This is a genomic window from Mycobacterium sp. URHD0025, assembly GCF_000426065.1.
GTDB lineage: Bacteria > Actinomycetota > Actinomycetes > Mycobacteriales > Mycobacteriaceae > Mycobacterium.
On the sequence record NZ_AUEQ01000008.1, the window covers coordinates 443,028 to 463,581 of the forward strand.

A 20,554-nucleotide genomic window follows, 5' to 3' on the forward strand; every position below is an offset into this window, starting at 1 on the left:
CGCCCGGGTGGCACCCCATCGGCTCAGCCTGATTCTGCCTCTGGTTCCGGTGGCGGCACGGGGTTAGCGTCGAAGGATGTCTGTCACCGATCAGTACCTGGCCAACAACGAGGTCTATGCCACGACCTTCACGGGGCCGTTGCCGCTGCCGCCGAGCAAGCACGTCGCGGTGGTGGCATGCATGGATGCCAGGCTGGACGTCTATCGCGTCCTCGGTCTGGGCGACGGTGAGGCGCATGTCATCCGCAACGCCGGCGGCGTCATCACCGACGACGAGATCCGGTCGCTGGCGATCAGTCAGCGGCTGTTGGGTACCAAGGAGATCATCCTGATCCACCACACCGATTGCGGCATGCTGACGTTCACCGACGACGGGTTCAAACAGCAGATCCAGGACGACACCGGCATCAAGCCGAACTGGGCGGCCGAGTCATTCGTCGATCTTGAAGAGGATGTGCGTCAGTCATTGCGGCGGATCGAGGCCAGCCCGTTCGTCACCGAGCACGAGTCATTGCGCGGCTTCGTATTCGACGTCGCCACGGGCAAACTCAACGAGGTCCACACCTGAATCTCGGTGCCCGCTCAGCCCACCTTGTACGTCGCAATGGCTTTGGCCACCGCTTCGCCTTCGGGCGTGACGACATCGACCTCACAATTCACCAAGGACCTACCCTGACGCAGTACGCGCCCGAGGCCGAGCAGATCGGTGGCCCGGGCCGGTGCCAGATAGTTGATCGTCATCGAGACGGTCACTCCGCGAAGGGAATCCGGAACCTCGGCCTGCGCCCAGGCCGCAGCCATCACCGTGACGTCGGCCAACGCCGCGATCGCACCGCCGTGCACCATGTCGGCGATCGTGATGTTCGCGGGATCCCACGGCAGCCGCAGCCGCACCTCGGGGCCGTCCAGGTTCTCGGCGACAATGCCCAGTTTGGCGACGAAAGGCGACTGGGGCAGAAACTGCGCCATGACGGCAGGGCCGGTCTGGACACTCATGGTGGCCAGTGTCCGCCGCCCGCGGTCGGCGTCTCAATTACCTGTGGGGTAACCGTCCCGGTTCGGCGGCGCCGGTGATGTCGGTGCCCGAAAATCGGAGCTTTCCGCGCGGCATGGCGTTGCTGGTGGCCGGCAGCCTGTTCATGGAGATCCTTGACGCCACGATCATCGTCCCGGCCATCCCGCTGATCGCCGCGTCGTTCGGCGTCGAGGCCATCGACGTCAATGTGGCGATCTCGGCGTATCTCGTCACGGTGGCGGTGCTGATCCCGGCCAGCGGTTGGCTGGCCGACCGGTTCGGCACGCGCCGGGTGTTCATCGGCGCCATCGCCGTGTTCACGCTGGCCTCGGTCGGCTGCGCGGTGAGTGTGTCGCTGCCGATGCTGGTGCTGACGCGGGTCCTGCAGGGGGTCGGCGGCGCCATGATGGTGCCGGTCGGCCGGCTGGCGGTACTGCGCCAGAGCAGCAAGTCCGACCTGGTGCGTGCCATCGCCCTGTTGACCTGGCCGGCCTTGACCGCACCGGTGCTGGCCCCGGTCCTCGGCGGGGCCATCGCCACGCTGGGCAGCTGGCGGTGGATCTTCGCGGTCAACATTCCGATCGGCGTGGTGGGAGTTGTCCTTGCGCTCAAACTGGTCCGCGGTGCGCCGCAGCCCGGCGCCCGCTCCCTGGATTGGCCGGGTCTGCTGGCACTCACCTCAGGGATTGCGGCGGCCCTCATCGCCTTGGAGAACATCCGGGTTTCGGGGACCGACTGGGGGTTGGTGGCAGGGTGCGGTGCCGCGGCCGTCCTGCTGCTCGCTGTCGCGGTGTGCCGGCTGCTCACCGCGGCTACCCCGCTGGTGCAGTTGCGGGTGCTGCGGGTGCACACCCTGCGGATCACCGTGCTGGCCGGCTCGCTGTATCGCCTGGTGATCACGGCTGTGCCGTTTCTGCTGCCGCTGCAGTTTCAGCTGGAGTTCGGCTGGACGCCGCTGGCCGCCGGTTTCATGGTGGCCGCGCTGTTCGCCGGGAACCTCACCATCAAGCCGATCACCACTCCGTTGATGCGCCGATTCGGCATCCGCACCGTGCTCCTGGTCAACGGCCTGGCTTCGGTGGCGTGCTTCGCGCTGCTGGCCGCATTACGGCCGGGGCTGCCGTTGGCCCTGATGGCCGTCGTCCTCTATGTCAGCGGGGCGCTGCGGTCCATCGGCTTCACCGCATACAACAGTCTGGCGTTCTCCGACGTCGAGGGGGAGGAGTTGACGCATGCCAACACGCTCAACGCCTCGGTGCAGGAGCTGGCGGCCGGCCTCGGGGTCGCAGTGGCGGCGCTGCTGCTCAGCCAGCTCACCTCATATTCGGCGACCTACCTGGTCCTGGGTACGGTGCTGGCGCTGACCCTGGTCGCGACCGTGCGACTGCCCCGTCGGGCGGGCGCGCACGTCAGCGGGCACCGGGCCTGACGGCCGGGCCCATTGACACCGCAGCGACAGGACGGATACATTCCTGGCCATGCTTGCAATTCTGGCCATTCCTACCAACTTAATGGGGAAGCGATGACCGCCGCACAGAAAACAGACCAGCAGTCCGGGCGCGCCGGGCAGTACGAGCTGAGCCACCTGCGGTCGCTGGAGGCCGAGGCCATCCACATCATCCGCGAGGTCGCCGCGGAGTTCGAGCGGCCCGTGCTGCTGTTCTCCGGCGGAAAAGATTCGATCGTGATGCTGCACCTGGCCGTGAAGGCGTTCGCGCCCGGCCGGCTGCCGTTCCCGGTGATGCATGTCGACACCGGCCACAACTTCGACGAGGTGTACGAGACTCGCGACGAACTCGTTGAGCACTACGGTGCGCGTCTTGTGGTCGCCAAGGTGCAGGATGACATCGATGCGGGCCGCGTGGTGGAGACCATCCCGTCGCGCAACCCGATCCAGACCGTGACCCTGCTTCGCGGGATCCGGGAGAACAAGTTCGACGCCGCCTTCGGTGGTGCCCGGCGCGATGAGGAGAAGGCCCGCGCCAAGGAGCGCGTGTTCTCCTTCCGCGACGAGTTCGGCCAGTGGGATCCCAAGGCGCAGCGCCCCGAACTGTGGAACCTGTACAACGGCCGGCACCACAAGGGCGAGCACATCCGGGCGTTCCCGATCTCGAACTGGACCGAGTTCGACATCTGGTCCTACATCGGTGCCGAGAAGATCAAGCTGCCGTCCATCTATTACTCCCACCGCCGCAAGGTGTTCGAGCGCGACGGCATGCTGCTCGCGGTCCACAAGTACATGCAGCCCCGCAAGGATGAGCCGGTCATCGAGAAGTCGGTGCGCTTCCGCACCGTCGGCGACGTCACCTGCACCGGTTGTGTCGAGTCAACGGCGGCAACGGTTTCCGAGGTGATCGCCGAAACCGCGATATCCCGGCTCACCGAGCGCGGGGCCACCCGCGCCGATGACCGGATCTCCGAGGCCGGAATGGAAGATCGCAAGCGCGAGGGGTATTTCTGACATGGCAACGCTTCTTCGCATCGCCACCGCGGGTTCCGTCGACGACGGCAAGTCCACCCTGATCGGCCGGCTGCTGTACGACTCCAAGGCTGTCATGGAGGACCAGCTGGCGGCGGTCGAGCGGACCTCCAAGGAGCGCGGTAACGACTACACCGACCTCGCGCTGGTCACCGACGGCCTGCGGGCCGAGCGGGAACAGGGCATCACCATCGATGTCGCCTACCGCTACTTCGCCACGGCCAAGCGCAAATTCATCATCGCCGACACCCCCGGACACATCCAGTACACCCGCAACATGGTGACCGGGACGTCCACCGCGCAGCTGGCCATCGTGCTGGTCGACGCACGTCACGGCCTGCTCGAGCAGTCACGCCGGCACGCGTTCCTGGCTTCGCTGCTGGGCATCCAGCACATCGTGCTGGCCGTGAACAAGATGGACCTGATCGATTGGGATCAGGAGCGGTTCGAGGCGATCCGCGACGAGTTCCACGCGTTCGCAGCGCGTTTGGATGTTCACGACGTGACCACGATCCCGCTGTCGGCACTGAAGGGCGACAACGTCGTCACCAAGTCGGACGTCACGCCCTGGTATGACGGCCCGGCCTTGCTGAGCCACCTGGAAGACGTCTACATCGCCGGTGACCGCAATCTGGTCGACGTGCGCTTCCCGGTGCAGTACGTGATCCGCCCGCAGACCCACGAGCACGCGGACCACCGCAGTTACGCCGGCACCGTCGCCAGCGGTGTGCTGCGCCCGGGCGACGATGTGATCGTGTTGCCGGCCGGAAAGCCCAGCCGCATCACCGAGATCGCCGGGCCCAGTGGGCCGGTCGAGGAGGCGTTCCCTCCGATGGCGGTGTCCATCAGCCTGTCCGACGACATCGACATCTCGCGCGGCGACATGTTCGCGCGGCCCAACAACCAGCCCCGGGTCACCCAGGAGTTCGACGCCACGGTGTGCTGGATGGCCGACGAGTCCTCGCTGGAGCCGGGGCGTGAATACCTGATCAAGCACACGACGCGAACCACGCGGGCCAAGGTCACCGGCTTGGACTACCGCCTCGACGTCAACACCCTGCATCGGGACAAGTCCGCGAGTGCCCTCAAACTCAATGAGCTGGGCCGTATCTCGCTACGCACCCAAGCCCCGCTGCTGCTCGACGAGTACAGCCGCAACGCGGCCACCGGATCGTTCATCCTGATCGATCCCAACACCAACGGCACCGTGGGCGCCGGCATGGTGTTGCGCGACACCCGCCACGAAACCGCAAGTCCCAACGCGGTGCGGCACGAGTCGCTGGTCACCCCGCAGGATCGGCTCAGCCGTGGGCGCACCGTGTGGTTCACCGGCTTGTCCGGGTCGGGCAAGTCCTCGGTGGCGATGCTGGTCGAGCAGAAGCTGCTCGAAAAGGGCGTGTCCGCCTACGTTCTGGACGGCGACAACCTGCGCCATGGACTCAATGCCGACCTCGGCTTCTCGATGGCCGACCGGGCAGAGAACCTGCGCAGGCTGGCCCACGTCGCGGCGCTGCTGGCCGATTCGGGCCAGATCGTGCTGGTGCCGGCGATCAGCCCGCTGGAGGAGCACCGTGAGCTGGCGCGGAAGGTCGCCACCGAGCGCGGAGTCGACTTCTACGAGGTCTTCTGCGACACCCCGCTGGAGGACTGCGAAAGCCGTGACCCCAAGGGTCTGTACGCCAAGGCGCGGGCCGGTGAGATCACCCACTTCACCGGAATCGACAGCCCGTACCAGCGGCCGAAGAACCCGGATCTGCGGCTCACGCCGGATCACAGCACCGCTGAACTGGCAGACATGGTGATCGAGCTGCTGGAATTGCCGTCGTGAACGATCATGAACTGGCTGCCCGGCTGGCCACCAGAGCCGGAGATCTGCTGCTCGACGTCCGTGCCGATTTCGCCGATGCCTCGGCTGCCGAGCGAAAGGCGGCCGGGGACAAGCAGTCCCACGACTTCCTGATGGCCGAGCTGGCGGCGCTGCGTCCCGGCGACTCGGTGCTGTCCGAGGAGGCCACGGCCGATCAGCGGGCTGACCCGGCCCGGCTCAGCGCCGACAGGGTGTGGATCGTGGACCCGCTGGACGGGACCCGGGAGTTCTCCGAACTGGGCCGTGACGACTGGGCCGTGCACGTGGCGCTGTGGAGTGCCGGCGAGCTCGTGGCCGGCGCGGTCGCGTTGCCGGCGCAGAACACCACGCTGTCCACTCCCGAGGTGGCCGCGCCGCGTCCCTTCGACGGTCCGCCCCGGGTCGTGGTGTCACGCACCCGCCCGCCCGCGGTGGCACTCGCGGTCCGGGAGGCGCTCGGCGGCACCCTGGTGGAAATGGGTTCGGCCGGAGCCAAAGTCGCCGCGGTGGTCCGCGGGGTCGCCGATGTGTACGTGCACGCGGGTGGTCAGTACGAGTGGGATTCGGCCGCGCCCGTCGCGGTGGCCCGCGCCGCCGGTCTGTATACCTCCCGCATCGACGGCTCGCCGCTCCGCTACAACTCGGCCGACCCCACGCTGCCCGATCTGATCGTATGCCGGCCCGAACTCGCCGAGCAGGTATTGGCCGTCACGAAGGGGTAGTGCCCCTCGAAGGCATAGCGTTGATCTCGGGAAGGTCACTAGGCTCACCAGAATGACCCGCCCAACGCTGCGTGAACTGGCCAGTCTGCCCGCTGCACCGGCCCGTCTCGCCGATTCCACCCTGGTCCTGATCGACTGTCAGAACACCTACACGCAGGGAATCATGGAGCTCGAAGGCGTGCAGGCCGCGCTCGAGCAGGCCGCGCAACTGCTCGACCGGGCCCGCAGCGCGGGTGTCCCGATCATTCACATTCAGCACTCCGACGGTCCCGGCTCCCTCTACGACATCGACGGGGAGAGTGGCGCGATCGTCGCTTCGGTGGCCCCGCGCGAGGGAGAACCGGTGGTGGTCAAGCAATTTCCCAATTCATTTGTCCAGACCGACCTCGACGATCGGCTCAAGGGCCTCGACGCGTCGAATCTGGTGCTGGCCGGATTCATGACGCACATGTGCGTCAACTCCACCGCGCGCGGCGCCTTCAACCTCGGCTACGCGCCGACCGTGGTGGCCGCTGCCACCGCCACCCGCACGCTGGCCGGCCCCGACAGCGCACCCGTGCCCGCCGCGGTCATGCAGTCGGCCAGCCTGGCCGCGATGTCGGATCTGTTCGCCATCGTCGTCCCGGATGCCGCGGGTATCCCGGATTAGGCGTGACGACGCGGCCGGGACTCCCGCTTCCTACATCGGTGCGCGATGACTGAACTGGCACAATCCTGAGCATGCGAATGTCGGCGAAGGCGGAGTATGCCGTCCGAGCCATGGTGCAGCTCGCGACGGTCGACGACGGTGAGCTGGTCAAAACCGATGACCTGGCCAAGGCGCAGGGCATCCCGGCGCAGTTCCTCGTCGACATCCTGACCGCGTTGCGCAACGACCGGCTGGTCCGCAGCCATCGAGGTCGCGACGGCGGCTACGAGCTGGCCCGCCCGGCCGGTGAGATCAGCATCGCCGACGTGCTGCGCTGCATCGACGGACCGCTGGCCAGTGTGCGTGACATCGGACTGGGGGATCTGCCGTATTCCGGCCCGACGGCGGCGCTGACCGACGTCTGGCGTGCGCTGCGGGCCAGCATGCGTTCGGTGCTGGAAGAGACCAGCCTGGCCGACGTGGCGGCCGGCTCGCTGCCCGGCCACGTGGCGAAGCTGGCGGGTAACTACCTCAATCAGGAAGAGCAGCGCGGACACGGGTAGCGGTGCCCGCACGCATCGCGATGCCGTCGATCAGCATGCGTAGTCCGCCGTCGAAGTCGTCGGTGACCGGTGTCCGCGCGGCCACGTGCGACAGCGTTTCGATATGCGGATACTCGTCCGCCGCCACCGATCCGATGCGGTTCGCGGCCTCGGGTCTACCACCGGTCAGCGGGCCGGCAAGTTGGGCCTGCGCGGATCCGGTGACCAGTCCCAGCACGGCGTGGAAAGCCGAAAGCCGGTCGCCGTCGGACAGGCCGGCGCGGCCGAGCGCGGCCACCAGTGCATCGGCGACGGCGAAACCGGTGGCCGAGGACATTCGGCGCGTCAGCACCAACGGGATCGCCGCCGGGTGCGCCCGCACCCCACGCCACATGGCGGTCGCAATCGCGTGCACGTCGTGCCGCCAGTCGTCGGTCACCCCCGGCACGGTGATCTCGGCGACCACCGCGGCGACCACCAGTTCCTCCAGGGCCTCCTTGTCGGCGACGTAGTTGTACATCGTCATCGGTCCGGTGCCCAAGGCGGCGGCCAGTGCCCGCATGCTCAACGCCTCCGGTCCGGATGCGTCGACGATTCCCAATGCCGCTGAGGCGATTTCATCGACCGTGAAACGTGCCCGCATGCCTGACTCCTTGACAAGTACGTCGTACGTATTGCAGTGTATCGAATACGTACACCGTACTTATCTTGGAGGTCGTCATGCAGGTCGCGATACCCACCACCCGCGTCGGCTTCGTATCCGGCACCGACGAATGCGCAGCCTGGCTGACGCTGCCCACGACGCCCGGCCCGCACCCGGCGGTGGTGCTGACCCACGGGCTCGGCGCGACGCACGACATGATGCTGGCGCAGTACGAGCAGCATTTCGCGACCGCGGGCCTCGCCACCCTGGCTTTCGATTATCGCCACACCGGAGCGTCGGAAGGCCTTCCGCGCCAACATATCTCCATTCCGAAGCAATGCCAGGACGTGCATGCGGCGCTGGATTACCTGAGCAGGCACACCGATGTCGACGCCGCCCGCCTGGGATTGTGGGGCACCAGCCTCGGCGGGATGAACGTGGTGCGGGTGGCCGCCGAGCGTGTCGATGTCGTAGCCGCAGTCGTGCAGTGCCCGATCGTGCACGGGCCGGGTGCGATACGCAGTTCGGGTCTGCTCGGCCCCTTGCGGCTGACGCCGGCCATTCTCGAGGACGGGGTGCGCGCGTTGTTGCGCCGGAGCCGCCGTTACGTGCCGATCGTCGGTCCGCCCGGCGGGTACGCCATGGTCAGCGCGCCGGCGGCGGAGGCCGGCTGGAACTCGACCGTGCCGCCGGGCGCCGGCTTCGACAACCGGATCGCCGCGCTCGACGCGCTGCGCATGGTGGCCACCTCAGCGCTGCGGCATGCGCGTCGCGTCCGGGCCCCGCTGCTGGTCTGCGTGTGCGACCGGGAGAACCTGATGGATCCGCGCTACGCCGAGCTCGTGGCCGAGCGGGCGCCCAATGGCGTCGCCCGGCACTACGACTCCGACCATTTCGCGATCTATCACCCACCACTGGTGAGCGGGGTAGTGGCCGATCAAACCGCCTTCCTCACGGAGCATCTCGGTGTCCACGCGTGACATGCTGCGGGCCAACGACACCCGGTTCGCCGAGGTCGCCGCGACGCTGGGCGAAGACGAGTGGGCCTCACCGAGCCTGTGTACGGAGTGGACGAACCATGAGGTGCTGGCGCACATGGTGGTCGGCTACAGCTGTGGTTTCGGGGAGTTCACCGCGGCGATAGTCCGTAGGCGTGCTTTCGACCCCGCCAACACCGCGTTGGCCCAGAGCTGCGCCTTCCGCCGCAGCCCCGGCGAACTGTTGGACGATTTCCGCAGGTTGACGGACCGGCCGTCCGGCCTCGGCCGGTACTTCCCGCGTCGGTTGCTCGTCGGTGACCACGTCACCCACGAGCTCGACATCCTGTGCGCCCTCGGCCGGGAACCGCGGATCCCCGCCGACACAATCATCGCGGTGCTCAATACCCAAGTGGCCCTTCCGAACCCGTTCGTGCCGGCGTACCGCAACAGTCGTGGACTGAAGCTGGTGGCGACGGATGTGGAATGGGCACACGGTGAGCACGGCCCGCTCGTCGAGGGCCGCGCGGCCGAGTTGGTATCGGTGCTCGGCAACCGGGCGGAGATGTTGCCGCGCTTGCACGGCGAAGGCGTCGCGCTGCTCGCGGCGCGAGTGCTCAGCCGCCGTACGGTCGGGTGATGATTTCCAGGTAATGCCCTGAAGGGTCCTGGAAGTAGACCCCGCGGCCGCCGTCGTTGTGATTGATCTCGCCTGGGCGCTGACCGCGGGGATCGGCCCAGTGCTGCATGCCGCGGTCGCGGATCTTGCCGTAGATCGAGTCGAACTCTTCCTCGGAGACCAGGAATGCGTAGTGCTGTGGCCGAATTTCGTCGTCGGCACCCACCTGGGCGTAGTCGAGGCTCACCCCGTGATTGAGGGTCACGGCCAGAAACGGCCCGAACTCCTGCGGGCCGGGCAGGCCGAACAACTCGGTGAGGAACTCGGCTGAGACACGCCGGTCCCTGGCGGCGACGATGGTGTGATTGAAGGTGATTGCCATTCAGTCCAGTAAACCGCTGGACCCGGGGCACCGGCAACGGTGCAGGATGGGAACCATGCCCAACACCCAGATCCTGGCCGGGCCGCAGGTGCGGCTGAGGCCACCGGTTGTCGAGGACGCCGAGGCGTTGTACACCCGCATCGCCTCCGATCCCGAGGTGACGCGGTATCTGTCCTGGCGCCCGCACGCGGGAGTGACCGAAACGCGCCGCGTCATCACCACGTTGTTCAACGTGGGGGACGAGCAGACCTGGCTGATCGAAGTGGACGGCGAAGTGGCCGGGCTGTGTGGCCGTCGACGCCCGCAGCCGTATGCGGTGGAACTGGGTTACTGCCTGGCGCGGCAGTGGTGGGGAAGAGGCCTGATGTCGGAGGCGGTTTCGTTGATGCTGGCCGACCTGCGGCCCGATCCCACGGTGTACCGGATCACGGCGTACTGCCATGTCGACAATGCCGGTTCGGCCGGGGTACTGCGACGGTGTGGTCTGCCACTTGAGGGAAGGCTTGCGCGGTATGCGGTGTTCCCCAATATCAGCGACGAACCGCAGGACGTGCTGTTGTTCGGGAAGGCGGTGCGGTGATGGGCACATTCGATATTCGCGGGTTGCAACGGCCGGTGATCGTGGCGCCGATGGCCGGCGGGCCCACGACCCCGGAACTGGCCGCGGCGGGCAGCACCGCCGGCGGCTTGGGGTTCCTCGCAGCCGGTTATCTGGCCGCGGAAACGCTGGCCGAAAAGATCACTGCCGCGCGCGGTTTGACCACCGAAGCGCTCGGCGTGAATCTGTTCGCCGTGCAGCCCAGCGCGGGTACATCCGAGCAGATCCGGGCTTACGCCGCGGAACTGGCCGGTGAGGCGCAGCGCTACGGCGTGGCACTGGGTGACCCTCGCTACGACGACGACGCGTGGGCCGACAAGCTGGACGTGGTGCTCGACCTGCGTCCGGAGGTGGTGTCGTTCACCTTCGGACTGCCGGGCGAGCAGGAGATCGCCCGGCTGCGCGGTGCGGGTATCACGACCGTCGGGACGGTGACGACGCTGGACGAGGCACGACTGGCGGTGGCCCGGGGCGTGGATGCCCTGGCCGTACAGGGGCCGGGAGCGGGTGGACACCGGGGCACGTTCGACCCGGCCGCCGCGCCCGCATCCCAACCACTGGATCAGTTGCTGGCCGAGGTGCTGGACGCGGTTGACGTCCCGGTCGCCGCGGCGGGCGGGCTGGTCAGCGCCGCCGACGTGGCGCGTGTGCTGGCCGCCGGCGCGGTGGCCGTCCAGCTCGGTACCGCGTTCTTGCTGGCCGACGAATCCGGCAGCAGCCCGGTGCACCGCGCCGCTCTGCAGAGTCCCGAGTTCACCGAAACCGTTGTCACCCGGGCATTTTCCGGGCGCTATGCCCGCGGGCTGCGCAACCGCTTCACCGTCGAGCACGACGCACAGGCTCCGCTGGGCTATCCCGAGATCCATTATCTGACCAGCCCGGTGCGCAAGGCCTCGGTGGCCGCGGGCGATCCCAACGCCACCAACGTATGGGCCGGTACCGGGTGGCGCCAGGCCGGTCCGGGGTCGGCGGCCGAGATCATCGACCGCGTCGCCCCGGCCTAGCGGCGCCCGAGGCCCACGTCTTCGACGACACTGTCCACGACGACATCGCCGTCGTCGGAGCGGACGGTGACCTCGGCCGCCGCGGTGTCGGGGACCGACGTCTCGGGCACCCGCACCTCGGTCGAGGATCCGGACTGCGCATGGACCAGATACGGCCCGCGGCCGGGCAATCCGATCACCACGTCACCGTTGCGGCTCACCGCTTCAACCCGGCGCGGTGCGGCGTCGCGGAAGTCGACGGCGATGTCCCCGTCGGACGTGGTGGCGCTGAACTCTTCGGTGACCGCGACGGGATCGCGCGAGACGATCTCGCCGTCGACGGTGTGGGCCTCGACGCGGCGGGCAGCGCCGCGCAGGATGATCGAGCCGTCGTTGACCCGAGCGATCAGCTGGTCTACGTCGGCATGGGCGATCAGCGTGCCGATCTCCTGCTCTGTGCGCACCGTGAGGCGTCGCGCCTGCTCCGGCGGAACCGCGATGGTGATCTCCCCGCCACGCGCCCATTCCAGTACCGGAGAGGGGTTGCCGGCGATGGCGATCCGGGTCTGGCTGCCGTCAGTGGTGACCTGTAGCCGGTGCGCTCCGCTGTGAGAAGTGTTCACCAGGCGCAAATCCGCTACGGCTTCCCGAGTTTCGCGGTCGGCGATGATGCGGATCGCGATCGGGATGCGTGCGGTGTCGATCACCAGTGAGCGCATGGTGGTGGGCAGCCCCTGGTGATCGGTGACGACCCGGACGTTGCTGACGGCCCAGGCCGCCGCGCCGAGGCCGGCTACGGTGCCGGCCACCAGCAGGGTCGCCGCGGCGATCAGGACGAGGCGGAACGCGGTGCGCCCACCGGGGTTCAACTGGGGTGGCGGGTTGACCGGCGGTGGAGCGGCGATGGTGGTCACGATGAAAGTCCTTCCCGGTAGGGATGTTCGGTTTAGGTCTCGAGGTAACGCAGCACCGCCAGCACACGGCGGTTTTCGCTCTCGTCGGGAGCGAGGTCGAATTTCGTGAAGATCGAGGCGATGTGTTTCTCGGCCGATCCGACCGAGATGTGAAGTGCGGCAGCGATGGCCGAGTTGGTCCTACCCTCCGCCATCAACTGCAGGACGTCGCGCTCACGCGGGGTCAGCTGGTCCAGTGCGCTGTGGCGGGCGGTGCGCAGCAGGATCTGGGACACCACCTCGGGATCGAGCACCGTGCCACCGGCGCCCACCACCTCGACGGCGTCGAGAAATGCAGGCACATCGGCCACTCTGTCCTTCAGCAGATAGCCGAAGCCCCTTGTATCCGAGGCGATCAGATCGGCCGCATAACGCTCTTCGACGTAGTGGGACAGCACCAGGACCGGCGACTCGGGGTTCTGGCTGCGCAGCAGTGCCGCCGCCCGGATGCCCTCGTCGGTGAAGGTCGGAGGCATCCGGACGTCGAGGATGGCCAGATCGGGATGATGCTCGTTGACCAGGCGCAGCAGGTTCGTGGCGTCGGGCACCCCTGCGACGACCTGGTGCCCGGCGTCGGCCAGGATCCGTTCGATGCCGGCCCTCAGCAGCGCGGAATCCTCGGCGATCACGATCCGCATGGCAGCACCGCCGTGACGATCGTCGGGCCGGTGGCAGGACTGGACACCCCGAAGGTTCCGCCTGCGGCACGGACCCGCTCGTCCAGTCCGCGCAGACCGGTGGCATTCTCGCCGGCGTCGATGACTGCGCCGCCCTGACCGTCGTCGAAGACCGAGACGTACAGCACGTTGGCCGTGTCATCCAACCGGACGGTGACGACCGCCTGAGAGGCGTTGGCATGCTTGGCGATGTTGGTCAACGCCTCGGCGACCACGAAGTAGGCGACCGATTCCACTTCATCGGGCAGCCTGTGTGGCAGCTCGATGTGCAATGTGGTTGGTACACCTGAGGTCTCGGCGCGCTGCACCACCGAGGACAGCGCTGCGTCGAGACCCCGGTCCGACAGGATCGTCGGGGCGATACCGCGCACCACGTTGCGCAGCTCCACCAGTGCGCTCTTGGCATCGTCGTGCGCCTCGGCGATGAGCGCCTTGGCGGCGGGCGGATCCGAATCCAGCTTGGTCTGGGCCAGGCCGATCGTCATCGCCAGGGACACCAGCCGGGGCTGCACGCTGTCGTGCAGATCGCGTTCGATGCGGTGGCGTTCGGTCTGAGCCGAGGACACGGCGCCCTGCCGGGCATCGGCCAGTGCGTTCACCTGATGCTCCAGGGCCGCGGTGGACGACGGCGGCAGGAGCCATCGGTCGATCGCGACGTCCACGGCCGGGGCGAAGATCAGGATGGCCGCCGCGGCGATGACGGCGACGATCGCCAGCAGCCACGCGATCGGGGGCGAGACGAACATCAGTCCGGCGTCGTCGTCACTCTGCCGGATGGCGACGGCCGCGGCCGGCCCCAGGAACGCGAACGCGAGCAATGCGAACGCGAGTCCCGTGGCCAGCATGTCGTAGGCCATCCGCAGATAGTGGTGGCAGAAGCCCTTCCAGAACCTGGTGCTGCTGATGTCCAGCCACAGCTGATGAGCCCAGCCCTGAAACCCGGTGTGAGGCGACAGCCGCCGGGGTGGGATACCGATGCCCAGGCCGAATACCGCTTCACTGCGGGCCCGCTCGACCCACTCGACGCCGCGCATCAGGTAGATGAACACCACTCCGGCGAGCAGGAATCCGATCACCGACGGAATCGAGGAGACCCCGATGACCAAAATGGACAAGGGAATCCAGAACCATACCAATGCCAGCGCCGCACCGGTGATCATCGACGCCGTCGGCACGAGGCCGATGTTGGGTGATTTCGCCACGGACTGGGGCGCCGGCTCGGCCGGCGCGGGCAGGGCAGTTTCGCTCATTGCGACCATGCCTTCAACCTACGAAGTCGCACGGCCCGGCGACACAGCGTTTTCCTCCGAACCGCGGTGGGGGATAACCCCCGGGTGGTGAATCTACTTCGGTGCGGTGAGCTCCAACGCGATGTTGTCAGGATCGCGGAACTCCAGGATGTAGGAGGGGCCGATGTCCTTGACCGGTTCGTGCGCGATATCCAGATCGTCGAGATGCAGCGCGGCGTCATTCAACTCCGCCAGGCTCTTGAGCCGGAAGGCCAAGTGATCCAGCCCGGTTCGGTCCTCGTCGAACGCGTCTTCACCGACAGGGCGAAGGCCGATCAACGTGCCCCCGGCGTCGTAGATGACCCCGCCGAACAGGAAACCCAGACGGGCGCGGATCTCGGGAGCGGCGTCCCGCGGCATCTCGATGAGAACCGGCCAGCCGAAAACGCTCTCGTAGAACTGCCGGGACCGTTCGATGTCGGTGACCGTGAGCCGAACATGGGCGACCGAGGACGTGGTGATGGCCATGGCTTCATGCTGCCACTCCGGCGTGACAGAATCCCTGCGTGCGTGTGGGGATGACGATGCCGGTCATGGAACCTCAGTTGGATGCGACGACGCTGCGGTCCTGGGCGCACGTCATCGACGGAGGTCCGTTCTCGTCGCTGTGCTGGGGCGAGCGCATCGCCTTCGACAACCCCGACAGCCTGACCCTGCTGGGCGCACTGGCGGCGTGGACCGACCGGGTGCGGTTGGTGACCACGGTGGTGGTGCCGCAGTTACACGACCCGGTGATGCTGGCCAAAGGCCTGGCCACCGGAGATCTGCTCAGCGGCGGCCGGTTGACCGTGGGCATCGGTGTCGGCGGACGCCACGAGGACTACCACGCGGTCGGCGCCGATCCGGCGTCCCAGACCCGGCGGGGACTGGCCGAGCGCGTCGCGGTGATGAAGCGGGTATGGGCGGGGGAGAAGGTGACCGACTCCGTGCTCCCGGTCGGGCCGCCGCCGGTCCAGGCCGGCGGGCCGCCCCTGCAGATCGGCACCATCGGCCCCAAGACGGTGCGTGACGCCGCCGCCTGGGCCGACGGCGTTGCCGGCACCACGCTGGATCTGAATCTGACCGCCCAGGCCGAGCTGTTCGACATCGCCCGGACCGCCTGGGCCGAGGCCGGCAAACCCAAGCCGCATCTGGCCACGTCGTTCTGGTTCGCGCTCGGCGAACCCGATGAAGCCCGCGCCCAGGTGCATCGGCACCTGCGCCGGTACATGAACTGGATCCCGGCCGAATACGTCGACGCCATGGCTCCCATGACCGGTTGGGCCGGCACCGAAGAGCAATTGGCCGAGGTGCTCGGCAAATTCGAGGACATCGGAACCGATGAGGTGCACCTGATCCCGACCAGCTCCGACATCGACCAGCTGCGCCGGGTGGCCGAGGTGGCAGAAGCTTTCGCCTGAGCGTCGCAGCGGATTAGCTGGAATTTCGCTGATCTTAACTGTTCTCGCAGTACGGCCTTCCCTTTCAAATGGACGGAGTCTGTTCACCGTCCATAAGGAGTCCCGTCGCAATGGCTGCGCCCGCACGGCAGTTGCACCTCAACGCATTTCTGCGCAACATCGGTCAGCACGAAGCGGCGTGGCGCCTCCCGGAAACCGACCTGTCGGGCATCACCGACATCGGCCACTACATCGAACTTGCCAGAATTGCCGAACGCGGCAAGCTCGATGCGGTTTTCTTCGCCGACCACCCAGTGCTCAAGGATCAGACCGAGTTTCGCCCGTTCGATGCGCTCGACCCGCTCACGCTGGTTGCCGCGCTCGCCGGGGCTACCACCAACGTCGGGCTGATCGCGACAGCGTCCACCACCTACAACGATCCGTACGGGCTGGCGCGGCGGTTCGCCACACTCGACCACGTGAGCCGGGGCCGGGCCGGCTGGAACGTCGTGACGACGGCCAACGCCTCGGCCGCGGCCAACTTCGGGGTTCCCAATCACCCTGACCCGGAGACTCGCTACCGGCGAGCCGATGAGTTCCTCCAGGTCGCGTTGAAGTTGTGGGACAGCTGGGAAGATGACGCCATCGTCGGCGACAAGGACGCGCCGCGCTTCGTGGATCCCGCCAAGATCCATGCGGTCAACCATGCCGGCCCGCATTTCGAGGTGGCCGGGCCGCTGGAGGTCCCCCGTTCTCCACAGGGGCATCCGGTCCTGTTCCAGGCCGGATCATCCGAGCCGGGTAAGGATCTCGCGGCCAGATACGCCGAGGCCATCTTCACCGCGCAACCGACTCTGGACGAGGCCCGCGACTTCTACCGCGATGTCAAGGCGCGTATCCGCCGTTTCGGTCGCAACCCGGACCAGGTGCACATCCTGCCCGGCTTGTCGACGATCATCGGCGGCACCGAGGCCGAGGCCTTCGAGCGTCAACGCGAACTCGAAGCACTCACCGTGCCCGATTACGGGCTCGAACAACTCAGCGCCATCGTCGGATTCGCGGTCACCAAGGACGATCTCGATCGGAAGCTGACCTTCCCGTCGGAGGACCCGGGCGACACGTTCATCAAGAGCCGGCTCGCCCTGGTGAAGCGGCTCGTGGAGACCGACAACCTCACCGTTCGAGAGTTGTTGCTGCGGCTCAGCAGCGGCCGGGGACACCGCTTGTTCGCCGGCACGCCCGAACAGGTGGCCGACACCATCGAGGAGTGGTTCACCACCGGCGCTGCCGACGGTTTCAATCTGATCCCACCCGCGCTGCCGTCCTCACTGGCCGACTTCGTCGACCATGTCGTTCCAGAGTTGCAGCGCCGCGGCATCTTCCGTGAGGAATACACCGGCACCACACTCCGTGACCACCTCGGATTGGACCGGCCGGCCAACCGATTCGACACCGGCACGGATGCTCCCGTGTCGGCTGCGAGCTGACAGGGGACCTGAATGCGTAATCCGTTGACCCGTGCGGCCCGGGTGATTCTGGCCGCCGGCCTGGTGGCCGGCCTGGTCGCTGCCTGCCAGTCGTCCGGATCCGGTGCATCAGGCTCCGGCGGCCTGTCTGCCGACGCGCCGATTCCGGTGGCGGTTCCGAAGGGGACGAGCCTGGTGGTGGCCGACGATGCGAACCGGCTGAAGACATTGTTCAAACTCTCCGGTGAGCAGGACCGGCTCAGCGCCGACGTCACCTACGCCAACTTCAGCAGCGGGCCGCTGCGTTTGGAGGCGATCCGCTCGGGCAACGCGCAGTTGGGCCGCGTCGGTGATGTCCCGCCGATCCTCGCGCAGTATTCCGATGCCGGGGTGCCCATCGTCGGTGCGGTGAAGTACGACGGGAACGGACTGGTGCTGGCAACCTCGCCGCGGTCGGGTATCAAGACGTTGAAAGACCTGGCCGGCAAGAAGATCGCGATCAACGAGGGTACGGCGCAACAGGCGGTCGTCCTGCGCAACCTCAAGTCCGTCGGATTGAGCATCAAGGATGTGCAGCCGATCAATCTGGGCCTGGCCGAGTTCGCCGACGGACTGCGCGCCGAGCAGGTCAACGCCGCGGTGCTCAAACAACCGGACCGCGTCCGCTACCTCGCGTCCACGCAGGGGGACGGCAGCATCGAAATCCCCAATGCCCCGGGTGCTTACCCCGGCCTGTACTACGTCTACGCGAGTCAGGAAGCGTTGTCCGACCCGGCTCGCGCGGCAGCCATCCGCGAGTTCGTGATCGCCTGGTACCGCGCCGAACAGTGGCTCAACGACAACAAGCAGACCTGGATCGACGAGTACCTGATCAAGGATCAGAAGGTCAGCCCAGAGGACGCCAAGGCCATCGCGGCGGCCGACGGAAAGTCCTCGGTGCCGGGATTCACCGACGAGCTGATCAACACTCAGCAGCAGACCATCGACCTGCTTCAGGAAGCCGGTGCGTTCCCCGGGAAAGAGTTGCACGCCAAGGACGAATTCGATTCCCGGTTCGCCGATCTCAACGCGACGTCGACGGGCAAGCAGTGACAGCCGTTCAGACGCAGCCGGCCCGTGCCGCAAACACAGACCCGAATCTGGTTGAACGCCAGAACTACCCGCATCTGGAACACCGGTCGGGCACGCAGCGCCGGCGGCGGCTCGGGCCGGGACGGGCCATACCCGCATCGTTGGCGATTGGACCACTTCTGCTGGTGGCCATCTGGATCGTCACCTCGCAACTCGGCATCCTCGATCCTCGGACCCTGCCGCCCCCGCTCGACATCGTGCGGACCATCGGTGAGATGTGGTCGGACGGCCGGTTGCCCGCGAATATCCTCGCGTCACTCAAGCTGGCCTCGATCTCGCTGGCCATCGGAGTCGCTCTCGGTCTGGCCCTCGCGTTGATCTCGGGGCTGAGCCGTATCGGGGAGGCCATCGTCGACGGGCCGATCCAGGTCAAGCGTGCCGTGCCGACGCTGGCCATCATCCCGCTGGCGATCATCTGGTTCGGCATCGGCGACACCATGAAGATCATCATCATCGCCACCAGCGTGCTGATTCCCGTGTACATCAACACCACCGCGCAGCTCAAAGGTGTCGACCTGCGGCACGTCGAACTGGCTGAAACCGTCGGACTTTCGCGTGGTCAATTCATCCGCAAGGTCGCGATCCCGGGTGCGTTGCCCGGCTTCTTCACCGGACTGCGGCTCGCGGTCACCATCTCGTGGACCGCGTTGGTGGTGGTCGAACAGGTCAATGCGACGAGCGGTATCGGCTACCTGATGACCCAGGCGCGGCTGTACGGGCAGCTGGACGTCGTGGTGGTCGGCCTGCTGGTCTACGCGGTGTTCGGGCTCACCGGGGACTACGTCGTCCGGGCGGTCGAGAGGAGAGCCCTGTCGTGGCGGCGCGCACTGGGAACCTGACCGAGGAAGTGGCCGTCGTCCGGAACCTGAGCCGATCATTCGGCGGCACAACGATTCTCGATGACGTGAACCTCACCATCCGCAAGGGTGAGTTCGTGGCCCTGCTGGGACGCAGCGGGTCCGGCAAGAGCACGCTGCTGCGGGCGCTGGCCGGGCTGGACCACGGCGTGGCCGGAGCCGGGGATCTGTTCGTGGCCCGCGACGTGTCGGTGGTGTTCCAGGATTCCCGGCTGCTGCCATGGTCGCGGGTGCTCGACAACGTCGCGCTCGGGCTGTCGGGCCGCGAGGTCAGACAACGGGCGAGCACGGTGCTCGCCGACGTCGGCCTGGCCGGACGCGAACAGGCCTGGCCCTACGAGTTGTCCGGCGGTGAGCAGCAGCGGGTGGCGCTGGCGCGGTCGCTGGTGCGCAATCCGGCCCTGTTGCTGGCCGATGAGCCCTTCGGAGCGCTCGACGCCCTCACCAGAGTCCGCATGCACCATCTGCTCAAGGAGCTGTGCGCCAAGTACGAGCCCGGCGTGCTGTTGGTGACCCACGATGTCGACGAGGCCGTGACGCTGGCTGATCGGGTCCTCGTCCTCGACGGCGGAGCGTTCGTCGTCGACCGGAATCTGGACTTCCAGAGCCCCGACGCACGGAACTACCGCAACCCCGAGTTCATCGCGCACCGTGAGGCGTTGCTCGCTGCGCTCGGGGTGGGCGAGCCTGCCGGCTAACGCGATTCAGCGTTCTGAGCCAAGTGCTCGGCCAGCAGCGCGCCGGCATTGCGGATGTGCCGGGCCATCGCGGCGCGGGCCTGCTCGGCGTCGTTGGCGCGCAGGTGTTCGATGATGGCGCGGTGATCCTGGGCCGAGGCCTCGGGCCACCCTTCCACCGCGGCGAAGAACTTCCGGGGTGCGTACGCCAGCGTCGTCTTGATCAACCAGCGCATCTTGCGCGATCCGCTCAGCCGGTAGATCAGGGCGTGGAACTCATGGTTGAGGCGTTCCTCTTCATCGAAATCCTTGGCCGCAGCGGCACGCTCGAGCGCATCCTGGATCCGTTCGAGCTCGTCGACCGTCTCCGGCGTGATCGTCGCGGCGGTACGGGCCGCAAGTTCACCGCCCAGCAGCGCCTGGGCGTCGTAGATGTCGCGGATGTCGTCGCTCGACAGCGCGGTCACCATGAAGCCGCGTCGAGGCTCGACGGACAGGAAGCCCTCGGTCTGAAGTTGGAGCAGCCCCTCGCGCGCCGGGGTGGCGCTGACCCCGAGTTCCTCAGCGACCACCTCCGGGCGGATGAACTCTCCCGCATGCAGTTGCCCCGAAACGATGAGCTCGCGCACATGGGCCGAGACGACGTCGGACAAGCGCATCGGTGCGCGTCTCTTGTTCATCCCCGACACGC

General features: G+C 67.3%; 24 protein-coding genes. 16 read left to right on the top strand and 8 right to left on the bottom strand.

Annotated elements, in window-relative coordinates; all coding sequences use genetic code 11:
- Window positions 1-76: 76 nt before the first annotated feature.
- Window positions 77-568 carry a beta-class carbonic anhydrase gene (locus H977_RS0112400; protein ID WP_029108169.1) on the top strand — a complete coding sequence of 164 codons (492 nt, stop codon included), beginning with the start codon at window positions 77-79 and terminating at the stop codon, window positions 566-568.
- A gap of 14 nt (window positions 569-582) precedes the next feature.
- Here H977_RS0112400 and H977_RS0112405 read toward each other — a convergent pair whose 3' ends face one another.
- The gene (locus tag H977_RS0112405; RefSeq protein WP_029108170.1) at window positions 583-996 is read right to left on the bottom strand and encodes a PaaI family thioesterase; all 414 of its coding nucleotides are present in this window, start codon (window positions 994-996) and stop codon (window positions 583-585) included.
- Window positions 997-1,109: 113 nt separating this feature from the next.
- On the opposite strand from H977_RS0112405, the gene H977_RS0112410 reads away from it, so the two are divergent.
- The 6 genes from H977_RS0112410 (at window position 1,110) to H977_RS0112435 (ending at window position 7,253) form a co-directional block, all read left to right on the top strand.
- On the top strand, window positions 1,110-2,444 hold the full coding sequence (locus H977_RS0112410; RefSeq protein ID WP_029108171.1) for an MFS transporter: 1,335 nt from the start codon (window positions 1,110-1,112) through the stop codon (window positions 2,442-2,444).
- A 93-nt stretch (window positions 2,445-2,537) separates the two neighbouring features.
- Entirely contained in the window at window positions 2,538-3,476 is a 939-nt protein-coding gene (gene cysD, locus H977_RS0112415; protein WP_029108172.1) for a sulfate adenylyltransferase subunit CysD, read from the top strand.
- Between the two features lies 1 nt (window position 3,477).
- On the top strand, window positions 3,478-5,322 hold the full coding sequence (cysN, locus tag H977_RS0112420; RefSeq protein WP_196808221.1) for a sulfate adenylyltransferase subunit CysN: 1,845 nt from the start codon (window positions 3,478-3,480) through the stop codon (window positions 5,320-5,322).
- Complete coding sequence (locus H977_RS0112425) at window positions 5,319-6,062, top strand: 3'(2'),5'-bisphosphate nucleotidase CysQ (protein ID WP_029108174.1); 744 nt, start codon at window positions 5,319-5,321, stop codon at window positions 6,060-6,062. The genes cysN and H977_RS0112425 overlap by 4 nt, the downstream gene beginning before the upstream one ends.
- Before the next feature lie 52 nt (window positions 6,063-6,114).
- Window positions 6,115-6,711, top strand: a complete 597-nt coding sequence (locus H977_RS0112430; RefSeq protein ID WP_029108175.1) for a cysteine hydrolase family protein — start codon at window positions 6,115-6,117, stop codon at window positions 6,709-6,711.
- 71 nt (window positions 6,712-6,782) lie between these two features.
- On the top strand, window positions 6,783-7,253 hold the full coding sequence (locus H977_RS0112435) for an Rrf2 family transcriptional regulator (protein ID WP_029108176.1): 471 nt from the start codon (window positions 6,783-6,785) through the stop codon (window positions 7,251-7,253).
- Here the strand turns inward: H977_RS0112435 and H977_RS0112440 are convergent.
- Window positions 7,222-7,875, bottom strand: a complete 654-nt coding sequence (locus tag H977_RS0112440) for a TetR/AcrR family transcriptional regulator (protein ID WP_029108177.1) — start codon at window positions 7,873-7,875, stop codon at window positions 7,222-7,224. The two genes, H977_RS0112435 and H977_RS0112440, sit on opposite strands and share 32 nt — an antisense overlap.
- Window positions 7,876-7,940: 65 nt before the next feature.
- Here H977_RS0112440 and H977_RS0112445 point away from each other — a divergent pair, with 65 nt between their 5' ends.
- Both H977_RS0112445 and H977_RS0112450 read left to right on the top strand, forming a co-directional pair.
- On the top strand, window positions 7,941-8,855 hold the full coding sequence (locus tag H977_RS0112445) for an alpha/beta hydrolase (protein ID WP_231395938.1): 915 nt from the start codon (window positions 7,941-7,943) through the stop codon (window positions 8,853-8,855).
- The gene (locus H977_RS0112450; protein WP_029108179.1) at window positions 8,842-9,492 is read left to right on the top strand and encodes a maleylpyruvate isomerase family mycothiol-dependent enzyme; all 651 of its coding nucleotides are present in this window, start codon (window positions 8,842-8,844) and stop codon (window positions 9,490-9,492) included. Before H977_RS0112445 ends, H977_RS0112450 begins: the two co-directional genes overlap by 14 nt.
- Here the strand turns inward: H977_RS0112450 and H977_RS0112455 are convergent.
- Window positions 9,470-9,853 carry a VOC family protein gene (locus H977_RS0112455; RefSeq protein ID WP_029108180.1) on the bottom strand — a complete coding sequence of 128 codons (384 nt, stop codon included), beginning with the start codon at window positions 9,851-9,853 and terminating at the stop codon, window positions 9,470-9,472. The genes H977_RS0112450 and H977_RS0112455 overlap by 23 nt on opposite strands.
- A gap of 55 nt (window positions 9,854-9,908) precedes the next feature.
- Here H977_RS0112455 and H977_RS0112460 point away from each other — a divergent pair, with 55 nt between their 5' ends.
- Together H977_RS0112460 and H977_RS0112465 are read left to right on the top strand one after the other, a co-directional pair.
- Window positions 9,909-10,433 carry a GNAT family N-acetyltransferase gene (locus H977_RS0112460; RefSeq protein ID WP_029108181.1) on the top strand — a complete coding sequence of 175 codons (525 nt, stop codon included), beginning with the start codon at window positions 9,909-9,911 and terminating at the stop codon, window positions 10,431-10,433.
- The gene (locus H977_RS0112465) at window positions 10,433-11,455 is read left to right on the top strand and encodes a nitronate monooxygenase (protein ID WP_029108182.1); all 1,023 of its coding nucleotides are present in this window, start codon (window positions 10,433-10,435) and stop codon (window positions 11,453-11,455) included. Before H977_RS0112460 ends, H977_RS0112465 begins: the two co-directional genes overlap by 1 nt.
- On the opposite strand, the gene H977_RS0112470 is transcribed toward H977_RS0112465, so the two are convergent.
- The 4 genes from H977_RS0112470 to H977_RS0112485 all read right to left on the bottom strand — a co-directional run bounded on the left by H977_RS0112470 (window position 11,452) and on the right by H977_RS0112485 (window position 14,821).
- Window positions 11,452-12,348 (bottom strand): DUF4097 family beta strand repeat-containing protein, encoded by an 897-nt coding sequence (locus tag H977_RS0112470; RefSeq protein ID WP_029108183.1) that lies wholly within the window; start codon window positions 12,346-12,348, stop codon window positions 11,452-11,454. The two genes, H977_RS0112465 and H977_RS0112470, sit on opposite strands and share 4 nt — an antisense overlap.
- Before the next feature lie 32 nt (window positions 12,349-12,380).
- The gene (locus tag H977_RS0112475; RefSeq protein WP_029108184.1) at window positions 12,381-13,025 is read right to left on the bottom strand and encodes a response regulator; all 645 of its coding nucleotides are present in this window, start codon (window positions 13,023-13,025) and stop codon (window positions 12,381-12,383) included.
- The gene (locus H977_RS0112480) at window positions 13,013-14,323 is read right to left on the bottom strand and encodes a sensor histidine kinase (protein ID WP_029108185.1); all 1,311 of its coding nucleotides are present in this window, start codon (window positions 14,321-14,323) and stop codon (window positions 13,013-13,015) included. Before H977_RS0112480 ends, H977_RS0112475 begins: the two co-directional genes overlap by 13 nt.
- Window positions 14,324-14,407: 84 nt before the next feature.
- Window positions 14,408-14,821 carry a VOC family protein gene (locus H977_RS0112485; RefSeq protein ID WP_029108186.1) on the bottom strand — a complete coding sequence of 138 codons (414 nt, stop codon included), beginning with the start codon at window positions 14,819-14,821 and terminating at the stop codon, window positions 14,408-14,410.
- Between the two features lie 50 nt (window positions 14,822-14,871).
- On the opposite strand from H977_RS0112485, the gene H977_RS0112490 reads away from it, so the two are divergent.
- The 5 genes from H977_RS0112490 (at window position 14,872) to H977_RS0112510 (ending at window position 19,884) form a co-directional block, all read left to right on the top strand.
- The gene (locus H977_RS0112490; protein WP_029108187.1) at window positions 14,872-15,753 is read left to right on the top strand and encodes an LLM class flavin-dependent oxidoreductase; all 882 of its coding nucleotides are present in this window, start codon (window positions 14,872-14,874) and stop codon (window positions 15,751-15,753) included.
- A 110-nt stretch (window positions 15,754-15,863) separates the two neighbouring features.
- The gene (locus H977_RS0112495) at window positions 15,864-17,219 is read left to right on the top strand and encodes an LLM class flavin-dependent oxidoreductase (RefSeq protein WP_029108188.1); all 1,356 of its coding nucleotides are present in this window, start codon (window positions 15,864-15,866) and stop codon (window positions 17,217-17,219) included.
- A gap of 12 nt (window positions 17,220-17,231) precedes the next feature.
- The gene (locus H977_RS0112500) at window positions 17,232-18,290 is read left to right on the top strand and encodes an ABC transporter substrate-binding protein (protein WP_029108189.1); all 1,059 of its coding nucleotides are present in this window, start codon (window positions 17,232-17,234) and stop codon (window positions 18,288-18,290) included.
- Between the two features lie 47 nt (window positions 18,291-18,337).
- The gene (locus H977_RS0112505; protein ID WP_231395944.1) at window positions 18,338-19,168 is read left to right on the top strand and encodes an ABC transporter permease; all 831 of its coding nucleotides are present in this window, start codon (window positions 18,338-18,340) and stop codon (window positions 19,166-19,168) included.
- Window positions 19,144-19,884, top strand: a complete 741-nt coding sequence (locus H977_RS0112510; protein ID WP_029108191.1) for an ABC transporter ATP-binding protein — start codon at window positions 19,144-19,146, stop codon at window positions 19,882-19,884. The genes H977_RS0112505 and H977_RS0112510 overlap by 25 nt, the downstream gene beginning before the upstream one ends.
- On the opposite strand, the gene H977_RS0112515 is transcribed toward H977_RS0112510, so the two are convergent.
- Complete coding sequence (locus H977_RS0112515) at window positions 19,881-20,543, bottom strand: GntR family transcriptional regulator (RefSeq protein WP_036475750.1); 663 nt, start codon at window positions 20,541-20,543, stop codon at window positions 19,881-19,883. The genes H977_RS0112510 and H977_RS0112515 overlap by 4 nt on opposite strands.
- Window positions 20,544-20,554 lie beyond the last annotated feature (11 nt).

What these genes read in the sequence shown, in the direction of transcription:
- H977_RS0112400 (WP_029108169.1), top strand. Translation starts at nt 77, where the DNA reads ATGTCTGTCACCGATCAGTACCTGGCCAACAACGAGGTCTATGCCACG.
- H977_RS0112405 (WP_029108170.1), bottom strand. Translation starts at nt 996, where the DNA reads ATGAGTGTCCAGACCGGCCCTGCCGTCATGGCGCAGTTTCTGCCCCAG.
- H977_RS0112410 (WP_029108171.1), top strand. Translation starts at nt 1,110, where the DNA reads ATGGCGTTGCTGGTGGCCGGCAGCCTGTTCATGGAGATCCTTGACGCC.
- cysD (WP_029108172.1), top strand. Translation starts at nt 2,538, where the DNA reads ATGACCGCCGCACAGAAAACAGACCAGCAGTCCGGGCGCGCCGGGCAG.
- cysN (WP_196808221.1), top strand. Translation starts at nt 3,478, where the DNA reads ATGGCAACGCTTCTTCGCATCGCCACCGCGGGTTCCGTCGACGACGGC.
- H977_RS0112430 (WP_029108175.1), top strand. Translation starts at nt 6,115, where the DNA reads ATGACCCGCCCAACGCTGCGTGAACTGGCCAGTCTGCCCGCTGCACCG.
- H977_RS0112435 (WP_029108176.1), top strand. Translation starts at nt 6,783, where the DNA reads ATGCGAATGTCGGCGAAGGCGGAGTATGCCGTCCGAGCCATGGTGCAG.
- H977_RS0112440 (WP_029108177.1), bottom strand. Translation starts at nt 7,875, where the DNA reads ATGCGGGCACGTTTCACGGTCGATGAAATCGCCTCAGCGGCATTGGGA.
- H977_RS0112455 (WP_029108180.1), bottom strand. Translation starts at nt 9,853, where the DNA reads ATGGCAATCACCTTCAATCACACCATCGTCGCCGCCAGGGACCGGCGT.
- H977_RS0112460 (WP_029108181.1), top strand. Translation starts at nt 9,909, where the DNA reads ATGCCCAACACCCAGATCCTGGCCGGGCCGCAGGTGCGGCTGAGGCCA.
- H977_RS0112465 (WP_029108182.1), top strand. Translation starts at nt 10,433, where the DNA reads ATGGGCACATTCGATATTCGCGGGTTGCAACGGCCGGTGATCGTGGCG.
- H977_RS0112475 (WP_029108184.1), bottom strand. Translation starts at nt 13,025, where the DNA reads ATGCGGATCGTGATCGCCGAGGATTCCGCGCTGCTGAGGGCCGGCATC.
- H977_RS0112480 (WP_029108185.1), bottom strand. Translation starts at nt 14,323, where the DNA reads ATGGTCGCAATGAGCGAAACTGCCCTGCCCGCGCCGGCCGAGCCGGCG.
- H977_RS0112485 (WP_029108186.1), bottom strand. Translation starts at nt 14,821, where the DNA reads ATGGCCATCACCACGTCCTCGGTCGCCCATGTTCGGCTCACGGTCACC.
- H977_RS0112490 (WP_029108187.1), top strand. Translation starts at nt 14,872, where the DNA reads ATGACGATGCCGGTCATGGAACCTCAGTTGGATGCGACGACGCTGCGG.
- H977_RS0112495 (WP_029108188.1), top strand. Translation starts at nt 15,864, where the DNA reads ATGGCTGCGCCCGCACGGCAGTTGCACCTCAACGCATTTCTGCGCAAC.
- H977_RS0112500 (WP_029108189.1), top strand. Translation starts at nt 17,232, where the DNA reads ATGCGTAATCCGTTGACCCGTGCGGCCCGGGTGATTCTGGCCGCCGGC.
- H977_RS0112515 (WP_036475750.1), bottom strand. Translation starts at nt 20,543, where the DNA reads ATGAACAAGAGACGCGCACCGATGCGCTTGTCCGACGTCGTCTCGGCC.